Raw genomic sequence first — 21,677 nt, 5'->3', positions numbered from 1 at the left:
CCGGACCAATTATTTCTAAAGTGGGTTCCGCATAAATATAAATAAGTGTTTAATGGCTAGGTACTAATTACCTTATAGGAAAAGTATTTCAACAGCAGTCGAACTTAGGCTTTAAGTGATTTCATATCAATTACAAACCGATATTGTACATCACTCTTTAACATACGTTCATAAGCTTTATTAATATCCTGAATTTTAATGATCTCTATATCCGAAGTAATATTATGCTTTCCACAGAAATCCAGTAATTCCTGCGTTTCTGCAATTCCACCAATTAATGATCCCGCCACCGATCTGCGACCCATGATCATTGGTACAGTCACCAACATTGGGTCTAAAGGTCCCAAATAACCAACAACAACCAAGGTGCCATTGGTAGCTAAGGTCCCAATGTAGGGGTTTAAATCATGTGCGTAGGGGACAGTGTCAATTATTACATCAAAATGTCCCATAACGCTTGCCATTTGCTCTTCATCAGTGGAAATGATTACCTGATCTGCTCCCAAAGCCAATCCATCCTTGACTTTATTTGGTGATCTTGAAAACAAAGTGACGTGTGCACCAAGGGCGTCAGCCAATTTAATGGCCATATGGCCCAAACCTCCAAGACCTACAACGGCCACTTTACTATTTTTTCCAACCTTCCAATGCTTTAGTGGGGACCAAGTGGTAATACCAGCACATAATACCGGTGCAATACCTGCTTGATCCAGATTTTTAGGTACGCGAAGTACAAATTCTTCATCTACAACAATAGTTTCTGAATAACCGCCATGGGTTGGCGAATCCAAATGTTTATCGTAACCGCCATAAGTACCAACCCATTGTGGACAATATTGTTCCAAATCATCTTTACAATTATCACAAGTTCTACAAGAATCTACCAGACAGCCTACAGCAACCAAATCGCCCACTTTATACTTGGAAACTCCTGATCCAATCTTAGTTACAGTTCCTACAATTTCATGACCGGGAACCACTGGATATTGAGTCATACCCCAATCATTACGGGCAAAATGCAGATCGGAATGACAAACACCACAATAATGGATATCTATTTCCACATCTTTTGGGGTCACGGACCTTCTGTTAATATTCATTTGTTTTAAATCAGCTTCAGCAGAGGCTGTTCCATATGCTTTTACAACTTTAGATTCCATAATATTAGCTTTATGGTTAGATGATTCTTAAATGTACAAAACATATTATTAACATAGTTGATTTTACACCCTATATATTTACTGCTTAGCCATTTATGATAATTTGAGCCTCTTCTGCGGGATTTGGTTTTTACCTAACCTCATTCTTTGAATGATTCCTCCCTCGTTATTTTCCAATGAAAATTTTTACATCTCCCAAATAAGTTAAGTGTGGCTTCCCTCCTATCCCTAGACTAGAGTCAGGGCCGAGTGATACGGAAGTGACCAATACGTAAAGTAGAAATAATAATTTCTTTGTCACACCCTATATTGATAAAACATAAAAAACCATCGTGACCGATGGTTTTTTATGAGTATAATTTTGGACTGGATCTATTTTATGACGCGCACGTTTACGGCACATAATCCTTTATCCCCCTTTTCTATCTCAAATGTTACATGATCGTTTTTTTTGATTTTGCCTGTAACATTTGATGCATGTACAAAGTATTCTTCATCAGAATCTTTTAGGCTGATAAATCCAAATTTCTTGGTTTTGTTGTAAAATTTTACGGTACCTTCTTTTGTTTCACTGCCCTTATTGATATTCAATAATTTATAAAAAAATTGTTTAATCATTATTCCTTAATTTTTTCAAATTTATGCTTATTTATTTTATATAGCAATTACTTCTTCCTTCTTTCCTAATAAGCGTAGCATCTTCATATGGTCCCCAATGGCATGAACGATCGATTTTTTAACGTGATTGGGCATACCAAATTCCTTTGCCGTTTCCGTTACGATCTTTGTTAATTTTTTGTAAGGTACATGGCAGACATCCAGCAGTACATGCTGCTCTACTTGGTAATGCAGCCCTCCTGACAGCCTAAATATAAGGTTGCTCCTTGGAGAGAAGTTACTCGTGGCAGCGAATTGATGGCCCATCGTCTGCATAATCAATATTGGTATAGGTATGATGGAGGAGGTTGTGCTGTAATTTCGAAACAGTTGCGTTGGCTCCAATTGGATTGAAAGAATAGCCTAACAGGGTATCATTAAATAAAAAATAAATATTGACAACTTGCACCGCTAATGGAAAGGAACCAAATATTGTACGGAATTATTCAATCAACTCAAAGCTCATTCTTTTCTACACTACCGTTTTTTTTATTGCATTGTGCTAATTTTCCTATTGATAGAGATATATTTTGTAATTATTTTCGAATAAATTGCTCTAATCGAGAGTAGTATCTGGAAGTGAGTACTTAAAAGTCTTATCTTGTTGAAGTGGACTATTATTTTTCTTATGCCGGCCATATTATCAACCTAAAACAATTAACAATGGATGCAGATTCTTTGAGAACCAAAACGTTTATAGACACCTATAGAATGATGCGAGCCAATAAGCAAATTCCCAGGTTATTTACAGATTTTGATATTTCCGAAACAGAAAATTTGCAACCCTCCACCAATGAAAATAGAGTGGTACTTCCCCAACCCAAAAACACTTTTCTTACGGCTTACGACCCGCTCGAAAGTTTATAACCAAAAACACGGACAACACCTACCCTAATCACTATTTATCCGCCATTGAAACGCATTCAATTGCACCATATTACGATAATACCAAAAGCTTCTGGCCACAACACATTATATTGAACAGACAGTGCCATCTTCGTGACCTACGGTTAATTGGACGGCCAGAAAATCAAAAAAAAAAAAAACAGATTGGAAACTTGAGATTATATATAAAATCCCAATATGCGGGATTTTGGTCCGTACTGACTAAATCATAATTCTTCTACATTAGCGCAGGTTATCTATTATATTTCTGGCTGTACGGTAATATTTAAATCCTGTACTGTCTTGTTACCTAACACCTGAAACCTTATGCGATATAACTTTTCTCCCCAAGTAGTGTATAATTTTGAGTCGGTTTCAATGGTTATATTCTCTACAGTAGCTTGCAAAATTTCAGGGTCGTACTTCAACGACAAGCCGCCTTTTCGCTGCCCAAGTCTTAGTAGACCAGGTTTTAATATTTTGGGTTCCAGTGCTGCCATAAGATTAAGTTGTGTATCCCCAGTATTTTCCAAAAGGGAATACGAGTCGGAAATTTCAAATTTACCGCCTCTAAGCAAAGTGTAACTACGTTGCCATTGCTCCACTTTAGCTTCCTTGGGATATGCCCCTGAGATGTCTAGAGAATAATAAACTTTATCTTTTTCTGCCTTATAGGAACTGTTTTTAGCTTTGTATTCCAATCCGTCTTTTTGATCCATACCATTTATGGTGGGCAGGTTATGATACCCGGATTGCATGGTCCATATAGAATATCTATCCTTGCCAAAGGTCTTGGCGGTATAAGTATCTACACCAACATCGATCAAAGCTGGCTTGCCGTTATAATATAGGATAAAAGTACCCACATCATTGTGATTGTGGCTTTCGGCATTGTGTCCACCTTTTGCAGCAAAATAAAAGCCATTATGGTTTTCCTCTTGTTCGCGTGCAGCCATTATCTGTGTATCCGGAAGACAGAAGTCCGTCAACAGGGGCTCCATTGCTTTGGCATTTTTAATTTCTGCCAAATTGAATAGGTCATCCAGCGCCAATTCTATTTTACCTTTAAAAGTACTTTCTCCAAAATTTTGTTTTTGGGCCAGAAAAGCTCCAAAACCGGTCATGATCGAATCATTTATCCGTTTACCGTAACGGTAAATAGTGCCGGGCCGCGATTTCAGTTTAGCTGAGGCATCTGCAAAATTCACAAAATATTCGCCGTTGATATAGGCCTTATAAATATACGTTCCTATATTCTGTACAAGCTCTTCATTGTAGATGTCTATTTTGCCTTTGCTTCCTTTGTAGAGCAGTTCCAAATAATCGAACAACTTGCCGCCTGCATGGCTCCAGTAGGACGGACCTTCTTCACACCCCCCGTCATCCTTATAATAATTCATAAATTCATCCACGGAGAGCATACTCTTTTGCACATTTACACTTCTGGTAATGGAATCATTCTCCATAAGTAGAATACAATTTAAGGCATTATAGTTACACCAGGGATTCCAATTGTTTACGCTCTCATTGGTATAGCCCATCCACCCAAAATCATTTCTGGTATAATAAGGTTTTAATACCTTTTTATCAATTTCAAATCTCAACCTTTTTAATATCAATGGGTTCACCTTATTTATTTCCTCTTCTAAAAAATGATGTGTCCATGCCAAGTTGGCCGCCACTTTGCCCACACCCAGGTCAATCGTAGGTTCTAGAACATCGGGAAGTCCAGCTCCTGCACGTTGAAGGGATAAATGCGCCGAATTGCCCCAATAGGTTTGCTCACTATAGTAGAAAATACCGTTAATTATGTCTTTTAAAAACCGCCCCTTTCCTTCCATCAATTCAGCCAGCACCAAAGCTTCAAAGGCTTGAATGTTTTCCCTATAGGGTTCCTCCATAATAGTACGGCTCCCGCTCTTGGTGAATTCCAAGTAGTGGGAAACGGGAATATATTTCCAGCCGTATTCCAGATAGCCCTTCCCTTCCTCTATATAAGCCTCTCTTAGGTTTTGGGGAATCTTTCCCCATTCCTCCCTACTATTATATCCGGGATAAGGAACCCAAGATTGGTCTTTTACCACATACTTTTTAATGGTATCGTAAGAATAGTTCCTGCTCAATAAATTTCGGTAGGCCTGGGCGTTGGCAATCTGTATGCTGATAGTAAGAATGAAAAAAAGCAGTAATGTTCTCATATTGTGGTTTGGTGGTTTTAAATTTAGATGGTCAATAACCTATGTAATCGGTATCCCTTCAAATAGACACATAGTTATAAGGTTTTATTGGAATTGTTTGAATAATATAATATTCAAAGGAAAGGAAATCCCTGGATTATCTATTTATATTGTTGGAATTCGGATGGAGCATTAACCAATGACATGGTGCTTATTAAAAGATGTACTTTCATTTAGTTTGATAAATCTGCTTAAATGTAAATCTAATATACACGCCTTAAAACTTTCTTGGATAAATTGTAATAAATATATCCCAAAAATGTCAATTTTAATTAAATACCAAACAGTATTTGAAAATCGTTTTTTAATGTACCACCTCCTTGACACAGTGTAAATACCTATAAACAAGCTTCTTTTTATTTATAAAAAATTGCTCACCTGGTAAAATAGTTGTCAAATTGAATTCAGCGATTCCAATAAGTCTGCCAAAGGTCCTAAAGTTGCCTATTTCGCTGTTCATTCCACAAAAAAAGGAGGATAAATACATAAGTAATTACCCTCCTCCCGCTAATCAACCAATCTAACTATCCTTATTCCATATCAATAATACCAACCACCTGATATGCCCTGCTACCATCTACTTGAATTTTTTCGTAAATTATATTAGCATATTCGTAGTATGCCAAACCATCTATGGCTATTTTCTCATAATCTTCCGGAAGCTCATAGACTATTGTTCCTATCTCCGGCTCTACAACTTTAAATTCATTATTTATTTGAACATAAAATACCCCTTGGGCATTAAAATAATTATAATTATTAAAAGCAACCCGTTTATAATTTGGCGGTATGCTGTTTAATCTAAATCCAATTTTTGGAGCAATTGCAATATACCGTCCTCTAGATTGGGTGTAATACTTGTTGTTGGCATAATAGTATTCTTGACCACTGTACTTAATAACTTTTCTATTGGGTATTGAACGAACTGAAACTACTTTCCGCATTGGAGTTTTATAGGTGACCTTTGTACTTGGCACTCTTTTGCTTACCGTTTTTTTGACCGCTGTTGTCTTGGTAACACTTGTGGATTTAGAAACTGAGTTTCCACGAGATTGCCCTGAAGCTTGTGACGCAAAGGCTATTATTACTAATGATGATAAGGCGTATCTTTTAATAAATGTTTTCATAATCTTTAAGATTTAAGGTTCAAACTGCTTTCAATACTTTTATTCTGTTTTGTTTTAATAGTTTAAAGGTATTTGTAGGTTACCGATATATAAAAGCAAATAGACGTTTGCAGGATTTCTATCTATGAATAGTTGGATTTAACAGATTTAATGGGAGAGGCCTAGCTTAAAATGGATCAAATTATTAATAAAAGACTTTGCTTATTTTGGTTTGTATTGTCCAAATGACATATATCACTATTTTCTGCAAAACAAATTGTCGGGTAGGTCACATTGTATAGTATGTAAAAAGTTATCCGTAAAGAATTAATAAAAAAGTCGCTGCAAATCAGAAGGTCACCAATAATTGCCTTTAATATTTAGCTATAGTAGTAAACCATTTTTTAAGTCAAGGTATAAACTTAAAAATCCAGCCACTTTTGCAAGTAGCCGGATTCTATCGGGGGAACAATAAAAATTAATCAACCTGTAGGTTTATCAACTCAAAAAACTATTTATTTAAATAAGTACTCACTGCTGTGGCACGTGCGTTAACTTGAATATTCAACTGGCTTATGGCCGCTTGAAAATCCGCATTGGAACTTAAAAATGAATACCCGGAAACTTCAAGGTTGGCGTAAGGTTCCACCAATGCCGAATAGGTTGCATATTTTGCTTGCATGGTACTAACACTAAAAGCATCATCCACCACATCCTGTAAATACGCATCATACTGTGCCCTATAGGTGGCATCCTCATACAAATATCCGATCAATGGCCATTGAGTATCATTTAGATCGGAGAAATCCAAGGCTAAAGACCCTTCCCTATTACCATTTTGCAATGCCTCATTATTATCCCATGGAATCCATGATAATTTTTCCGTATCGGGATTATTGTACAGATAATAATTATGGGTCATTCTGCCATAAGTATCCCAATTTTGAATTACGGTATTTACAGCTAAATATTTCAAAAAGGTATCGGTGTCAAAAACACTTTCCAAATTGGCATGCCAGGTTTCCGGATCCGTTGTTCTGTTCTCCGCATGCAAAGCTGTAAAGACACTTTGTATATCGCTAAAATCGGCCTCATCTTCATTGGTCTTTTTTACAAATACATCTTCCGTGAAGGTACCCTCGGCAAAACTGGCACCCGTACCGTCAGGTTTGTATAAATTTCCATCATTATCCGAAAACTGGGTATCGATCACCGTGTCATCCACCTCTTCAACCATAGTGTATACTCCAAAATAAACCGGTTCATCGCCATGATCCACATAAACGGCATAAAATGCGGCGTGGGAACTGGCTAAACCAGCATCCCTGAAAACATCGGTAGCCACCTTCTCCCTTAGCATGGATTTGTCATTGTAGTTATTTTTCAAACTCAATTTCTTAAAACCATAAAAACGTTGATTGTCTATTTGTGGATATTGATCTTCAAATTCATCAAAATCCAACTTAAAGGATAATTTAATGATACCACTACTCCAGCTGGACTGTAAACTGGAATTGCCTTTAAAACGCACTCCTACCCTATACCATTCCTTGCCATTAAACATCACATCTCCTGGAACGAAAATAGGGTCTTCATCTACCTCAGCCAATCCGCCGCCACCGGGACCACTACTAGCACCAAACATACCATAAAGTGAGGTCATATCATCCAGCATACTCTGCCAACGTTCTTCGGTAATTACAATATCCAATCGCTTTACGGCTTCATCTTCAAAAACTTCATCAAAATTTGGATCTGCTGATTTACTATGCGTGTCATCGGTCCAGTCAGTAGCTTCAAAATCCGTATCAGAATAGGTTTCTACATAGGTTTCACTTTCAATTACCTCTGCTACCTCTCCAGTTGTTTCTGCAACATCATCGGAACAAGAAAAAATAATCATAAGTTGTACTGCAAAACAGAACATTAGGCTTATTTTTTTCATTATAGAGTTCGTTTTAGGGTATTATTACTCTACAAAGATGTGGATTGGAACAACATGAATCTAAAGGAATCGGTGAATGCCCTTTTCTATTAAGTGAATCGGGAAACCTAAGCGGTAAGCAAATTATATGATCCCTTTAAAAGTGATAAGTCTTGGTGGGTTATTTATGATTCCAGTAAGTGCCTCTGTAATTTATCCGAAGGTCTACATAATAGATACAGTATATGCATTGAGCCCCGAAAATACAATAAGAGTTAATGAAAGTCACAAATTCATCCGAGTCATCCTATGCTCTCTATGAACAACAAAATGTTATAAGTTAAGTAGTTCAAGTGAACATCCTTCCCATCACTGAATTAATTTAGTACGGATTCTTCCATCTTCCTGGATTCCCTGATCAAAGCCCTTGCCAATACGGTGGTTGCATCTATAATTAGACTATCCTCAACTTTTTCGTATTGTATTGCCAGTGGAATCTCGGTACAGCCCAAAATAACGGCCTGTGCCCCTTTTCTGGACAAATATGTCGCCGCCATACCCAAGTTTTCCTTGGCCTTTTGATTTACCGGATTGGAAAAGGCCTTGATACCATAACTAGTATCGTAAATGGATGGGTGTACGAACAATTCCTGTATATCCTCCGATGGTTGTATCACCTCTATGTTGTATTTAGACAAAACTTCAGGGTATACCTTTGCCAAAATGGTCCCTGTAGTTCCCAATACCCCTACCTTGGTAATCTCCGGATATTTGGTGGAGATATACAGACCTACCTCCTCAATTAGATTTACCAGAACGCAGGATTCCGGAATGCTTTTTTCTATTAGACTCAAAATAGGTCTTGCATGGGCTGTATTACAGGGAATACCAATAATACTGGAACCGCTTGCGATCAGGGATGCTATAATTTCCGAAATGGCAATACCCGGGTTTATATTGGTCTCCCCCAAAAGATACTTGGTACGGTCTATGATTTTATGCGGCACGGATAACATGGATACTGGCAGATGCTCCTGATCCGATGTTGCCTCGGTAAGATCGTAGACCTTTTTTATTAGGTCTATACCTGCGTAGCTGCCTACACCTCCCACTATACCTATCATTTTATTTGTCATACTTCCAGCTTTGGATATACCTATTCTAAAAAAAAGCGCAAAGTAATGGTATTCTTATTTGGTTTCATTCTAAATGTATACTAAATATTAGATCGAACTTGTTAAATATTGACCTTTAGTATATCAATGACCAGTTATTTCCAAACTTCTCGAATAGGTTTCCTTGGCAATTTCAGTGTTTAATAAGGAATCAGGTTTCACTGCAATTACGGTAAGATCCTGTTCTTTGCCGGCTAGGCCAAAACTCCACATGGTCAATGCCAATTTGCTGTGCGCATAGGCTGGTTTCTCGGACAACCGAACCTATATAATTGTAACTTACTCTAAAACAGTATTTTGAGTAGCGTAACCTAAATTAACAATACGTGCTGTTTCCGATTTTTTCAACAAGCGAAGTAGGGCATTGATCAATACATAGGGGCAAGATAATTAACCACAATTCGGATATCCAATCCGTCCCCATTAACAGAAGTCTTGCTTTTAAGAATTCCTGCATTACTAAGGAGAACTTCAATTTTGGGAATCTCGTTCTTAATTTGTCCGGCCATTTTTAACACCGCCTCCAGATCTGAAAAATCGGCCACAAATCCCTTTATTTATTCATTTTTCGATATGGTCTTAATTTCCGAAATAACACATAGCAGTTTTTCGGAATTTCTTCCATGCAGGTAAATTTCGTGAACTTCCTTGGCCAATTGTATGGCAGCCAATCAAGGAGAACAGGGTGAACAAGGGCCAAAAGGTGATCAGGGCGCTGATGAGCAGGATGGTGCAACCGGAACAGCCAATGTTATTTATTCGGACTGGATTCCTTGCGACTTTCCTGAAACTATCGACAACATTTTTGATCAACGGGAAATGTATGCGCCAGAACTGACCCGACATATGCATGATACTGGCGTTGTCTTGGTATTCGCCAGGCGAGGCTAGTTCACATACCCAATTCCAAACACTTTTTATGAGAACATCAATGAACATTATAAATTTCGTCTTTTCGATGTAAACGAAACTTTGATAGCTATAAGGTATCCTATACCACTAACTTCGATATTGGCGAACCCTTTCTCAATGGTGATTATCGGTACATTATAGTACCAGGAGGTATCCCTTCAGAAAAAGGTCCGCAAATCGGTTCAAAAGTTTTGGATTATTCAAAAATGAGCTACGAAGAAATTGCCGAGCAGTTCAATATTCCCGATTAGACCACAAAACACCTTATCAGGTAATAAATATTAACGAACTCAAATAGCACCTTTCCCCTACGAAGGCGCAAAGATTGCCCCTTGTCTAATCTTAAAATAAAGTATCATGAAAAAAGTATCAAACACCATCGTTTGGTGTATGGTCTTGCTATTTTTTATAGTCCACAAGACCCATGCGCACACAACTGTAAATGAAGAAATGAACCCCAAAACGATCAAGAATTGGGTAGCGCTACAAGCGATGACAGGCCAAAAATATCAAGTTGCAGTTAACAAATATCACCAAAAAGGGTTTAGGCTGACCGCCGTATACGGCTATTATGTAAACGGAAAGATATATTAATTATAAGGATGATACATGTTACTTCTCTAATATATTTTGTTACATATGTGACATCCCTTCCTGAATGGCATCTTTAATTTAGGCCTTTAAAATAATTATCCTCTCGCACTGATTTCGAGATGTAATTTAAATGCTATTAACCATAAAATAAAGGTATTATGAAAATGACTTCCACAACGCGATTTTTTGCCATTCTTTTAATGGGCACATTAACCATGGCCTGTTCGAAAGATGGTGATATTGGTCCACAAGGAGAACAAGGAATACAGGGCCAACAAGGGCCTGCCGGACCACAAGGCGAAGTAGGACCAGAGGGAGCTCAGGGAGAACAAGGACCTGCTGGTGCGGAGGGAGAACAGGGCCAACCTGGTACAGCCAATGTGATTTATTCCGATTGGATAACATCCCCTTTCACTTTTGATCCTAATACCGTCCTAGGTTGGAATTCTTTTATAATTGCTCCGGGACTGACTGAGGATATCAAAGAAAATGGCGCAGTTCTCGTGTATGGCAAGTCAGCCGGCGATGTAGTATATCAACTCCCTGCAGTAATTTTCGGTCGTAACCAAAGTTATTCCTCGCGGCCAGGTAGTTCATATAATTTAAGACTTATCGTTGAATCGATAGATTCTGGTGTAATCGGTCAGCCTTTGCTGCTCATAGAATTCCGATACCTTTTGATTCCTGGGGGCATTCCTGAAAGCGGAAAATCAGCTCCCGTAGATTATACCAAATTCAGTTATGAAGAAATAGCCGAGCGGTTCAATATTCCCGATTAGACCACAAAACACCTTATCAGGTGATAAATCTTAACGAACTCAAATAGCACCTTTCCCCTACGAAGGTCCAAAGATTGCACCGTGTCTAATCTTAAAATAAAGTATCATGAAGAAAGTAGCAAACACAAGCGTTTGGTGTATGGTCTTGCTATTTTTTATAGTTCACAAGACCCATGTCCATAAAACCTGATAACAAGTCTAATGACCAGTATTTTGGAGATATTCACCATACCAATCACCAGAGACCATGCACCAATCAACCGACCCCCTGACAGTTGGTCAATAAATAAGATTTACTCCTTCAAAACTTACTGGTAATTATACTAATATTGCATTGTAATCAACTTCTTTGTGCCTTTCCCAAAGAAAATAAGAGCCCGGGCTAATCGCTTAATATGTTTCCTGAATAACATAAGCTCCCCTAACTTTTCGTTTACCTACACTTTTAAGAGCATTTGCCAACAATTATATTACAGCTAATTTCCATATGTCGTCCGTCTTCCTCTGACAACTATAGTTTTGCTCATTATCATTATACGGTAGTTGATTTTTTATTCTTTTGAAATTCCGGCAATACTTTTTCTGCCAGTCGCTCCAAGGTGCGTTCCATCCTATTGGAATTGAACCTTAGATTTATACTCACATGGTTTACGCCAATAGATTTTAAATGATGTAAATAGGTGTTCAAATAATTAACGCCCGTCCTAAAGCCCAAATGAATGGGTTCTGGCATAAAATTATCGTCTTCTTGGAGATCCACATATAAGGGTTGCATAAAAGGCTTGTCAAATATACAGGTTTCGGCGACCAATGCCCGCCACTCCTCAATTCTGTATTTCTGTTGCCTGGGATCCCTGGGATAGTACATCCATCCATTTGCGTTTTCGGCATTCCACTCCAAGGACTGCTGACTAAAGCCGGTCATTAACATGGGGATTTTATGGCTTTTAGCTTTTGGAAGTATATCTATATGCCCTTTTAATTCGCCAAAGTTTTTTGTTTCCAATTCAGGGTAACTCTGCTGTGACCTACGAATGTATCGAAAGGCTTCCCTAAACAATTCCCCACGGTTTTCATATTCGATTCCCATGGCGGGATATTCGTCAAATCTATCACCGGAAGCCACCCCTAAAAGTAACCTACCACCTGATAATTGATCTATAGTGGCGGCAGATTTTGCCACATGTACCGGATGGTGCAATGGCAAAGCGATACTGGAAACACCCAATGCTATTTTTGTAGTTTTTGCCGCCAAAAATCCCAAATAAGTAAAGGGATCGTACATCTGACCTGCATCACCAAAAGAAGGTACGTTAAAGGGTACATCGCGAATCCAAAGGGCCTTGAAGCCCAATTCATCCAATAATTCCACACGTTCCAAATGATGCTCCATGGTAGGCATTAAGCCTTGATCGTAGTTCTCTATTGGCACTGTAATTCCAATGCTCAGTTCATCGGGTTGAAATACACTGTTATATGCTTTGTTAATGGGCTCAAAATCCTTCATACTCTTTTCTTCGGGGGTTTAATTATTCAATTCTATGAATCTGCCTTACAGCTTCATTATTATACTGGCACCTACTACCGTACTTTTTAATATCGATGTTATATAACCATATACGTTGAAGCTGTCCAAAGTAGCTCTTTCCAAAAATAAGTTTGTGAACTATTACCAGGGCTTTAGGCCTTACAAAGTAGCTGTGCAATTTTCATACCGTTTCTGGATATGGATAGTTTCCTCACTAAACACCTCGTACCATTACTAACTAAGAGAACCCACGAAAGCCTAAGTTACAGCCTTCAATGGTATAATTGTTTAATTGAAAAGACTATAAAGTTTTTGCCCTTTATGGATATAAAGCATTAAAAGGTTCCAAAATAAATTGGAAATCACAACGTATTGTGTAAAAATTATCCTGCCATACTTTTATAAAGATAAGAAAAACCAATTTTATGTATCCGCTAAAAAAGGGTGTAAATGCGTTTTTGAAGCTGTCAACCCAGCTACACCCTCCTTCATTTTTATATATTTGCTACAAAAAAGCAATGAACAATATTAGTTATTTAATGTTACGCCTGGCGATAGGGTTAAGCATGTTTGGGCACGGATTGGTACGCTTGCCCAAACTTTCCGGATTTAGCAAATGGATGGTCAAAAGTTTTGAGGGCTCCATGTTACCGGAAATCATTGTTGTGCCCTTTAGTTACGCACTTCCCGTACTTGAACTTTGTGTAGGGCTTCTTTTGCTTATAGGCCTTTTTACCAGGCAAGCGATTCTTTTGGGGGCGCTGATCATGCTCATGTTGATCTTTGGAACCACTTTAATAGAGAACTGGGCAATATTACCGTCACAACTTTTCCATGTAGTCTTTTTTGCAGTACTGATGAATTATATTGATGATAATAGCTGGGCATTGGACCTCAAATTAAAATAAACGGATAATTATTCAGGAAACTAGATTGCCCAAAACTTCATTGGCTAGCCTTATAAGTTGCTTTATTTTTTCTTGGTCATAAGCATCATCATGTGCTGGCGCATATGAACCTTTGTCGTTATCAAAATACTGTCCTGTTTTGGCCAGATCGGTCATGCTTAAATTGTACAAAATGTTAACTCCTTTTTCTGCAGGAGACCAATGCTGTCCGTAGGCTTCATTAGCCATTTTAGTATTTAATAAAGAACCAGGGTTTACCGCTACAACAGTAATTGAGGGTTCTTGTTCTGCCAAATAAAAACTCCACATGGTCAATGCCAGTTTACTTTGGGCGTAAGCTTCGTTGGCACCCAAACCCGTTTTACCTTCTAATGCCAGTACATTTATGGTTGATTGTGCTGCAGAGCTTAAATTCACAATTCGTGCTGCTGCTGATGCCTTTATATTAGATAAAAGACCTTTGGTTAACACATAAGGCGCAAAATAATTTACCATAAACCGTATATCTGTACTGGCAGTTTTACTATTTGATATTAAGATACCTGCATTGTTTACCAATATATCTATTTTTGGCATCTTTTCAGAAGCTTCCTTTACCATTTTCTTCACAGCATTTAGGTCTGAAAAATCTGCTAAAAAACCTATTATATTTTTATTTTTGGATTGCTCTTTTATTTCTATTAAAGTAGCCGCCAATTTTGTCTCATTTCTACCGTGAATGGCAACAAAATGCCCTTCTTTAGCCAAACGCAAGGCTAGTAGTTTGCCTATACCGTCTGTACTTCCTGTTATCAGTATGGTTTTGTTCATGAGAATGTTATTTCTTTTTTATTCGATTGAAATTCCGGCAATACTTTTTCTGCCAGTCGCTCCAAGCTGCGTTCCATACTATTGGAATTGAACCTTAAATTTATGCTTACATGGTTAACACCAATAGCTTTTAAGTGATGAAAATAGGTATTTAAATAATTTACCCCGGTTTTAAAACCCAAATGAATGGGTTGTGGCATAAAATTATCATCTTCCTGCAAATCGATATACAATGGTTGCATAAAAGGTTTGTCGATTCACTGGTTGCGGAAATTAATGCCCGCCACTCCTCAATTCTGTATTTCTGTTGTCTGGGATCCTTTATTTATGCAGTATTAAATGCCACAATTCTTCTGCTAATAGCAGACGTTATATGATTTAGCTAAATTTATACGGCAAAGGCTATATACAGGCACATGCTTAAAAACAACAAAGCGGGAAAAGACTTTTTTAAGGGGTCCTTTATTTTCATGTGCATTGCTATGGACCCAATAAGAAGGGCAGCAAGACCTAAAGCTGATACCTGCCTAAGTTCTGGATACCAAATGGCCGCCAAAAGACCTAGTGCCAAAATTACTTTTAAGCTCCCTATAACGTAAACCATCCAAACTGGAAGCCCATAAACCTTAAATTCTTCTATAATGGTGGCGGCATTACCTCCCCGCCATTGCGTGGCCTTTTTGTTTTGTACAAGCCAAACATTAAGTATGCTAAAAGCAACAATGCACTGCAGAGCAATCATAAAATAATTCATACCATATGCTTTTTTAGGTTAATACCTTTGGTTTGCCCGGAGTCCTTTATCACCCAATCCGACCGAATTGACTCTTTACATCAATAACATTTGACGCTCATTTATTTTCTAAATATCCATTGAACGCTCCCTAAAATTATTGAAAATACCTACCTGCGTTAGTTCTTGAAAATGTATTACTGAATATAATTATTAATAAACAAAACGCTAAGTTCTAATGATATTTTTTTGGATTTATTAATAAACATAAAAGTTAATCAACCTGTAGGTTCATCAACTCCAAAAAAACTTATTAATGAAATAACTACGCACTGCCTTGGAAAGGGCGCTAATGTGACTATGTAAACGACTTCTGAAAATTCCAAGATATGTATAGGTACAAAATGAATCTTACTTGTAACCCCAGACTGGGAGATTTCAAAAAAATAGTTGCAAAAACCAGCGTTAACTGTTTTACCAAATTGTTTGATTTATCCGCGGGATACGTTGTCCAACGCCTGGCCTATTAAAACATCCCCAGATAATATCTCAAAACTTTTATTGGATGCGGAATCATCATGCAAGGTGCGTGTAAGTACTTGGGCTACATCATCCCTACTTATGGAGCCCTGTTTTTGCAAAGTACTACCAATTTCAATCTTACCTGTTCCTTTTTCGTTCGTCAAGGAACCTGGACGGACTATGGCATAGGGAACATTGCTGGCTTTAAGATATTCGTCTGCATTGTGTTTTGCCTTGAGATAGTCCTTAAGTTCGGTCGCTTTTTCGGGTTGGTCAGCGCCCATGGAACTTAACATTACAAATTTCTTTACGTTGTGGTTTTTTGAGGCATCGATTATTTTTTTTGCACCTTCCTGATCCACTTCAACCACCTTTTTACCACCAGAACCGGCGGCAAATACCACTTTATCAACATTGGACAAAGTATGGGATACATCTTCTTCCAGATTTCCCAAAACTGTTTTAATCTCCTGATCCGAGAATTCTTTGATTTGACTTTCTTTTCGAACCATAGCAATGGGTTCAAAATATTGGGATGACTTCAGTAAATTAACTATTTTTCTTCCTGTAGTGCCAGTAGCACCAACAACGAGTATATTTTCCATGGCAATTCCTTTTTTACAAAATTAGTGTTAAAGACCTAAGTAGTTTAATGCTATGTCTTTAATCATTGACCCATATGCCGATACGCCACATTTTGCCTCCTTTTATCCAGTGCTTATATCGGAAATAATTAACAGCCTAATCAACCATCCCGCTGATTTGCCCTTAAACCATGTTGACCATTTGGGACCGGTCTTAATGTGAAACATTATTGCCAAGAAAAGTATAAAGTGATCGCTCTGACACCTAATTGAACAAACGTGTTTTCTATTGAGGATTTTTTACTTTAAAGGACCCAATGATCAAAAACAATAAGAAAGCGAGGGTGATGTAACTAATATACCTATAAGACCCCAAGGTGGTAAAGCAATAACTAAATAAGCTAGGCGCAATGGCGCTGGCTATGACCAATAAGCTCATCACTTTTCCTGTAATGGAACCCAAATGCTTTCTGCCAAAAAAACTAGGCCATGTTACTGCATTGATCACGGCAAATAAACCACCCATCGTCCCAAGCCCACCAACCAAAAAATAAACCCCAATAGGATTGGTGAGAAACAATAATCCCAATGAGGCCATGACTCCGGCCGACAACATGATAAACAAATAGATTTTATGGTTGATATAATCGCTTAAAATGTTGCACAAGGTGGATACGAAAATCGCTATTACGGACATTGGTAAAAAAATGGCGATGGCTTCGGCCTTGGTGTAGTCCTGACTGCCAAAAATGGATACAATATGAAATGTAAATCCTGTAACATAAAAACTGTTGAAGGCCAGAACCAATCCGAACATCCAAAAGGCCCTAGTTTTTTTTGCTTCTGTTAAGGTAAAGTCGGTCTCCATTACCTCGGCTTCTTGGTCCTTTTCCTTCTTATCATATCCATCCGGAAGCAAATTGAAATCTTCCGGCCTATTTCTATATAATTGTAAAATACAGATACCAAAAATAAAAAGACACATGGCCATTATTTGCCAACTGCTTGCCCAGCCATAGTCGTCAATTAGGCTATTTAATAAAATAGGTGCACTGGAAAAACCCAATGACACGGTAATACTGCTTATGGAATTAATTTTGCCCCTATTTTTCTTAAACCACATCATGATCATATTCCTGGAAGCCATGGTTAATACACCTTGACCACTAAATCTTATTAAAAAAAACAGAAGAGTTATCAATAAGAACGGAATCAACCAAGAATCAAAATTAAAAAGAGACTTTATAGCCTCACTAATTTCAACGGATACAGAAAATACTAATAGGGATACTCCTAAGAGTAGGGTGGCAAAGAATGCCACATATCTTGCTCCATAGGCATCGAACCAAATACCAGCCTTCGCCACCAAGGCAGAGCTCAACAAAGTACCGATCATATAGGCATTACTAAACTCATTTCTCGTTAACCCCAATGCATCTTTTACTGGGTCCGTAAATACCGAAACCCCTATGGTCTGCCCTGGTATACTTGCCAAAATGCCTAAACTGCCAATAAAAAGCACTACATAACCATAAAAAAAAGGAAACTCTTGAGGCTTTATTAAGGTTATTCTATTTTGATTTTGCATGTACGTGAAAAATCTACAAAGTTAAGCTATTCTAAAGATTTCTTTTCTTAGCCATTCAAACCCGGTTAAGGAATTCTTATTGGCCGCCGTGAACAATATAGACCAACTGGCAAATGGGTTGAAGGCTCTTATTGACCAACTAATTTTTAGTAGTTATTGATACTGAATATGAAAAGTAAATTATTTATGGCAAAACATTTCTTTAACTATTGGCGGTATAACTTCATTTTAGTTATTTTTAGGACACACAAATGCGATCATTATGGGTTCTAGAAGAGATTTTTTGGGAAAATTAACCGTTTCCGCAATGAGTTTACCAATTTTATACAGTCCTGCACAGCTGTTTGCAGCTTCCAGTGAGCCTTATGATGGCCCCATTTTAAGGGTTGCCATAATGGGACTTGGAAGTTATGGTACTCGAGTTGCGAAAGCCATGGAATCATGCCAGAGGGCAAAGTTGGTGGGATTAATAAGTGGTACTCCCTCAAAAGTGGTCGACTGGCGCGCCAAGTATGATATACCTGAAAAAAATTGTTATAACTACGACACTTTTGATCAAGTTAAAAACAACCCGGATATTGATGCCGTGTATGTGATTACACCAAACGGTCTGCACAAAGATCAGGTAATAAGGGTAGCCAAGGCGGGTAAGCATGTAATTTGTGAAAAACCAATGGGCATTAATGCCAAGGAAGGTCAGGAAATGGTAGATGCATGTAAAGCTGCAAATGTGAAATTATTGGTAGGTTATCGCATGCATTATGAACCCAAGACGGTAGAAGTAATACGGATGCGAAAGGCCGGAGAATTTGGAAAGCTCAAGTTCTTTCAAGGACTATCCGGATTTACTATTGGAGACCCAACACAATGGCGATTGAATAAAAAACTGGCCGGTGGCGGTGCTATGATGGATATTGGTATTTATTCCATTAACGGAGCCCGTTATATGCTAGGTGAGGAACCAATTTGGGTAACGGCCCAAGAAACCAAGACCGACCCCATTAAATTCAAGGAAGGTGTGGATGAAACCATACAATTTCAAATGGGATTTCCCAGCGGTGCAGTAGCCTCGTGCCTTTCTACCTATGCCATGAGCCATTTGGACCGCTTTTTTCTAAATGGAGAAAAGGGTTATGCAGAAATGCAACCCTCCACGGGCTATGGCCCTATTAAGGGCAGAACACATAAGGGCGAATTAACACAACCACATATAACCCACCAGACCCTTCAGATGGATGGTATGGCGCAACTTATTTTTGAGGGGGTACAACCTATTGTTCCCATTGATGGGGAAGAGGGGCTTAAAGATTTAAAGATTATAGATGCCATTTACAAGGCAGTAAAAACAGGTAAAAAAGTTGATTTATAATGTTTTAGCCCATTGTATAGTAGCTAAAAATTTAAAATCAAAGGTTGGCCTTATTCCAAAACTGTACTTAATCTACTTCGGCAATTAAATAGACAATTACCGGCACATCCAATGGTGATTGATAAATCCCGATTGCCGATCGGGTGTGGATTCCCCTTTCCCCAAACACTTGATTCATTACATCCGAAGCACCATCCAAAACATCTGAATGATCCTTAAACCCCTCGGCAGCCTGTATATGGCAATCCAAGCGGATAATTTTTTTAACCCTTTCCAAGTCTTTAACCGCATCTTTCAATTGCGCAATGGCATTGATGGCGCAAATACGTGCACATTCATAGCCCTCCTTTATATTTAGATCGCTCCCTACCCTACCGGTGTATGGCAAAACTCCGAATTCCCCGTCTTTCCATGGCAACTGGCCGGAAGTATAAAGAATATTGTTGGAAATTGTCCACGAAACATAATTCCCTACCCCTCTTGGGGCTATTTTGGGTACTACAATACCTAAACTCTCTAAATTTTCTTCAACGGTCATTTTCTTGGAATTTTTTAACTAATAAAGGATTACCGTTTTCCCGATGGTTTTACCGGACTCTTGCATTTCATGTGCTGCCTTTAAATTTTCAACCGTAAATCCATATAGCGTAGTAGTCAATGTAGTTTTTAAAATACCCTCATCCAATAATTGGCCTATATGGTTTAAAATTTCGTGCTGCCGCTCTATGTCCTCCGTATTGAACATGGAACGGGTGTACATAAACTCCCATGAAAAAGTAACACTTTTATTTTTTAACAAATTGATATCCAAGGGTGTACTGCTGCCCGTAATGGAAACAATGTGCCCTTGGGGTTTAATTATATCCGCGGCCAATTCCCAATACCCATCCAGATCCACGAAATCCAATATATAATTGACCTGACTATGGCCAATTTTCTCCAATTCCTCTTTTAGGTTGTAGTGATTCACTACATAATCCGCTCCCAAATCATTGCACCAGGATATGGAATCCTCTCGAGAAGCCGTGGCGATAACCGTGAGGTTGCACAATTTCTTGGCCAATTGAATGGCGATGGAGCCTACCCCGCCGGCACCCGCAATAATCAAAACAGATTTTCCCTTGTCTTTTTCAGGGTCTATCCTAATGCGGTCGAACAATGCTTCATAAGCGGTTAAGCTCGTCAATGGCATTGCCGCGGCCTCAGGAACACTCAAGTTTGTAGGTTTGTGACCTACAATACGTTCATCAACAAGCTGATATTCCGCATTGCTCCCACTTCTGGTAATGTCACCGGCATAATACACATGGTCTCCCACCTTAAACTTTGTAGCTTTATCACCTTTGGCCTCCACGACTCCTACCGCATCCCATCCTATAATTTTAGGGGTATCCAACACCATATCCTTTGCTGCATTTTGTCTAACTTTAAAGTCGACCGGGTTTACGGATATGGCCCATATTTTAACCAACAAATCATATCCCTTTGGGGTTGGTTTCTCCGTTTCAAAGGCTATAAAACTATTCTTTTCCGTAATGGGTAATGATCGTTTAAATCCTATTGCTTTCATTATTGTTCTTTTATATTGTTATACTGTCGCTCTAAATTGCACCCTAAAGGTAGTTGTATACAGCTTAAACCATTATAGTAAATATAATGGGTATTTATACCCATTTAAAGGTTTGTGCTACATAAATATAATTGAAATAGCACCAAAATATGGTTACACCTAAAAAATAACACCATATGAACGGTCATAAACCTTATATAAACACATGGGAGTAAAATTGACAAGCATAGATAAGCAAGAACAAGTCTTTAATTTGTTTCCGTAGTCGTGAACTAATAAAATTCGGACGGCCAATGAATATTTTAAGGATTATTGTACAGTAAATAGGATTTATATGACCATCGTCAGAGTTTTGGATTAAAAACTTCTTTATATTTATAGTATGTAATCAATACTGTTTTAAAATGAATGATTTAAGAAAAGTATTAGGCCAAATTACGCAGCTCACCTCCAATATCGAGACCAATTACCCAGAATTATATCGTTCTCTGGATGAAAACCCTTTGACTATTCCTACAAAAACTCATCCCGATGTAGATAAGGCCGTTTTGCAAGATTATTTGGAGAGTTTAAAGCAATTATTAAAACATCATTTAGAGACCCATAAAAAAAATGGGTAGTGCAATTCTAAAATAA

Annotated in this window: 24 protein-coding genes; 7 read left to right on the top strand and 17 right to left on the bottom strand. The window is 38.1% G+C overall.

Features of this window, described 5'->3' with window-relative positions; all coding sequences use genetic code 11:
• Positions 1 to 104 precede the first annotated feature (104 nt).
• The 3 genes from MWU78_RS09070 to MWU78_RS09060 form a co-directional block, all read right to left on the bottom strand.
• Positions 105 to 1,160: an NAD(P)-dependent alcohol dehydrogenase gene (locus tag MWU78_RS09070; RefSeq protein ID WP_246997138.1), complete on the bottom strand. Its 1,056-nt coding sequence runs from the start codon at positions 1,158 to 1,160 to the stop codon at positions 105 to 107.
• Between the two features lie 372 nt (positions 1,161 to 1,532).
• The gene (locus MWU78_RS09065; protein ID WP_246997136.1) at positions 1,533 to 1,778 is read right to left on the bottom strand and encodes a cold shock domain-containing protein; all 246 of its coding nucleotides are present in this window, start codon (positions 1,776 to 1,778) and stop codon (positions 1,533 to 1,535) included.
• Positions 1,779 to 1,814: 36 nt separating this feature from the next.
• Positions 1,815 to 2,084, bottom strand: a complete 270-nt coding sequence (locus tag MWU78_RS09060) for a hypothetical protein (RefSeq protein ID WP_246997134.1) — start codon at positions 2,082 to 2,084, stop codon at positions 1,815 to 1,817.
• Positions 2,085 to 2,480: 396 nt separating this feature from the next.
• On the opposite strand from MWU78_RS09060, the gene MWU78_RS09055 reads away from it, so the two are divergent.
• Complete coding sequence (locus MWU78_RS09055; protein ID WP_246997132.1) at positions 2,481 to 2,684, top strand: hypothetical protein; 204 nt, start codon at positions 2,481 to 2,483, stop codon at positions 2,682 to 2,684.
• A gap of 278 nt (positions 2,685 to 2,962) precedes the next feature.
• Here the strand turns inward: MWU78_RS09055 and MWU78_RS09050 are convergent, their stop codons facing one another.
• The 6 genes from MWU78_RS09050 to MWU78_RS09025 form a co-directional block, all read right to left on the bottom strand.
• Positions 2,963 to 4,900: a heparinase II/III family protein gene (locus MWU78_RS09050; protein ID WP_246997130.1), complete on the bottom strand. Its 1,938-nt coding sequence runs from the start codon at positions 4,898 to 4,900 to the stop codon at positions 2,963 to 2,965.
• A gap of 569 nt (positions 4,901 to 5,469) precedes the next feature.
• The gene (locus MWU78_RS09045) at positions 5,470 to 6,066 is read right to left on the bottom strand and encodes a DUF6515 family protein (protein ID WP_246997128.1); all 597 of its coding nucleotides are present in this window, start codon (positions 6,064 to 6,066) and stop codon (positions 5,470 to 5,472) included.
• A 490-nt stretch (positions 6,067 to 6,556) separates the two neighbouring features.
• Complete coding sequence (locus MWU78_RS09040; protein ID WP_246997126.1) at positions 6,557 to 7,990, bottom strand: CotH kinase family protein; 1,434 nt, start codon at positions 7,988 to 7,990, stop codon at positions 6,557 to 6,559.
• Positions 7,991 to 8,346: 356 nt separating this feature from the next.
• Entirely contained in the window at positions 8,347 to 9,105 is a 759-nt protein-coding gene (locus tag MWU78_RS09035; RefSeq protein WP_246997124.1) for an amino acid racemase, read from the bottom strand.
• Positions 9,106 to 9,228: 123 nt separating this feature from the next.
• Entirely contained in the window at positions 9,229 to 9,402 is a 174-nt protein-coding gene (locus MWU78_RS09030) for a hypothetical protein (RefSeq protein ID WP_246997123.1), read from the bottom strand.
• Positions 9,403 to 9,512: 110 nt separating this feature from the next.
• Positions 9,513 to 9,689 (bottom strand): hypothetical protein, encoded by a 177-nt coding sequence (locus MWU78_RS09025; RefSeq protein ID WP_246997122.1) that lies wholly within the window; start codon positions 9,687 to 9,689, stop codon positions 9,513 to 9,515.
• 103 nt (positions 9,690 to 9,792) lie between these two features.
• On the opposite strand from MWU78_RS09025, the gene MWU78_RS09020 reads away from it, so the two are divergent.
• The 3 genes from MWU78_RS09020 to MWU78_RS09010 all read left to right on the top strand — a co-directional run bounded on the left by MWU78_RS09020 (position 9,793) and on the right by MWU78_RS09010 (position 11,429).
• Complete coding sequence (locus tag MWU78_RS09020; protein ID WP_246997121.1) at positions 9,793 to 10,035, top strand: hypothetical protein; 243 nt, start codon at positions 9,793 to 9,795, stop codon at positions 10,033 to 10,035.
• A gap of 378 nt (positions 10,036 to 10,413) precedes the next feature.
• Entirely contained in the window at positions 10,414 to 10,650 is a 237-nt protein-coding gene (locus MWU78_RS09015; RefSeq protein WP_246997120.1) for a hypothetical protein, read from the top strand.
• Between the two features lie 158 nt (positions 10,651 to 10,808).
• On the top strand, positions 10,809 to 11,429 hold the full coding sequence (locus MWU78_RS09010; RefSeq protein WP_246997448.1) for a collagen-like protein: 621 nt from the start codon (positions 10,809 to 10,811) through the stop codon (positions 11,427 to 11,429).
• Between the two features lie 532 nt (positions 11,430 to 11,961).
• Here MWU78_RS09010 and MWU78_RS09005 read toward each other — a convergent pair.
• Positions 11,962 to 12,936, bottom strand: coding sequence for an LLM class oxidoreductase (locus tag MWU78_RS09005; protein WP_246997119.1), 975 nt, complete (start codon positions 12,934 to 12,936; stop codon positions 11,962 to 11,964).
• A 539-nt stretch (positions 12,937 to 13,475) separates the two neighbouring features.
• Here MWU78_RS09005 and MWU78_RS09000 point away from each other — a divergent pair.
• Positions 13,476 to 13,865, top strand: a complete 390-nt coding sequence (locus MWU78_RS09000) for a DoxX family membrane protein (RefSeq protein ID WP_246997118.1) — start codon at positions 13,476 to 13,478, stop codon at positions 13,863 to 13,865.
• A 12-nt stretch (positions 13,866 to 13,877) separates the two neighbouring features.
• Here MWU78_RS09000 and MWU78_RS08995 read toward each other — a convergent pair whose 3' ends face one another.
• The 5 genes from MWU78_RS08995 to MWU78_RS08975 form a co-directional block, all read right to left on the bottom strand.
• Positions 13,878 to 14,675, bottom strand: coding sequence for an SDR family NAD(P)-dependent oxidoreductase (locus MWU78_RS08995; RefSeq protein ID WP_246997117.1), 798 nt, complete (start codon positions 14,673 to 14,675; stop codon positions 13,878 to 13,880).
• Positions 14,672 to 14,917, bottom strand: a complete 246-nt coding sequence (locus MWU78_RS08990) for a hypothetical protein (RefSeq protein ID WP_246997116.1) — start codon at positions 14,915 to 14,917, stop codon at positions 14,672 to 14,674. Before MWU78_RS08990 ends, MWU78_RS08995 begins: the two co-directional genes overlap by 4 nt.
• Before the next feature lie 146 nt (positions 14,918 to 15,063).
• Complete coding sequence (locus MWU78_RS08985) at positions 15,064 to 15,429, bottom strand: DoxX family protein (protein WP_246997115.1); 366 nt, start codon at positions 15,427 to 15,429, stop codon at positions 15,064 to 15,066.
• Positions 15,430 to 15,899: 470 nt separating this feature from the next.
• Entirely contained in the window at positions 15,900 to 16,535 is a 636-nt protein-coding gene (locus MWU78_RS08980) for an SDR family oxidoreductase (RefSeq protein ID WP_246997114.1), read from the bottom strand.
• A 265-nt stretch (positions 16,536 to 16,800) separates the two neighbouring features.
• The gene (locus tag MWU78_RS08975; protein WP_246997113.1) at positions 16,801 to 18,102 is read right to left on the bottom strand and encodes an MFS transporter; all 1,302 of its coding nucleotides are present in this window, start codon (positions 18,100 to 18,102) and stop codon (positions 16,801 to 16,803) included.
• A gap of 262 nt (positions 18,103 to 18,364) precedes the next feature.
• Here MWU78_RS08975 and MWU78_RS08970 point away from each other — a divergent pair, with 262 nt between their 5' ends.
• On the top strand, positions 18,365 to 19,471 hold the full coding sequence (locus MWU78_RS08970; protein WP_246997112.1) for a Gfo/Idh/MocA family oxidoreductase: 1,107 nt from the start codon (positions 18,365 to 18,367) through the stop codon (positions 19,469 to 19,471).
• A 67-nt stretch (positions 19,472 to 19,538) separates the two neighbouring features.
• Here MWU78_RS08970 and MWU78_RS08965 read toward each other — a convergent pair whose 3' ends face one another.
• Positions 19,539 to 20,009, bottom strand: a complete 471-nt coding sequence (locus tag MWU78_RS08965) for a RidA family protein (RefSeq protein WP_246997111.1) — start codon at positions 20,007 to 20,009, stop codon at positions 19,539 to 19,541.
• 18 nt (positions 20,010 to 20,027) lie between these two features.
• Positions 20,028 to 21,041 (bottom strand): zinc-binding alcohol dehydrogenase family protein, encoded by a 1,014-nt coding sequence (locus MWU78_RS08960; RefSeq protein ID WP_246997110.1) that lies wholly within the window; start codon positions 21,039 to 21,041, stop codon positions 20,028 to 20,030.
• 404 nt (positions 21,042 to 21,445) lie between these two features.
• Between MWU78_RS08960 and MWU78_RS08955 the strand changes: the two genes are divergently transcribed.
• Positions 21,446 to 21,661: a hypothetical protein gene (locus MWU78_RS08955; RefSeq protein ID WP_246997109.1), complete on the top strand. Its 216-nt coding sequence runs from the start codon at positions 21,446 to 21,448 to the stop codon at positions 21,659 to 21,661.
• The last annotated feature ends 16 nt before the right edge of the window (positions 21,662 to 21,677 follow it).

The sequence above is a fragment of the Arenibacter sp. F26102 genome (genome assembly GCF_023015865.1).
In the GTDB taxonomy this organism is placed as follows: Bacteria; Bacteroidota; Bacteroidia; order Flavobacteriales; family Flavobacteriaceae; genus Arenibacter.
Note: the sequence above shows the minus strand (reverse complement) of the source record. Positions and strands in the feature narration are given on the sequence as shown.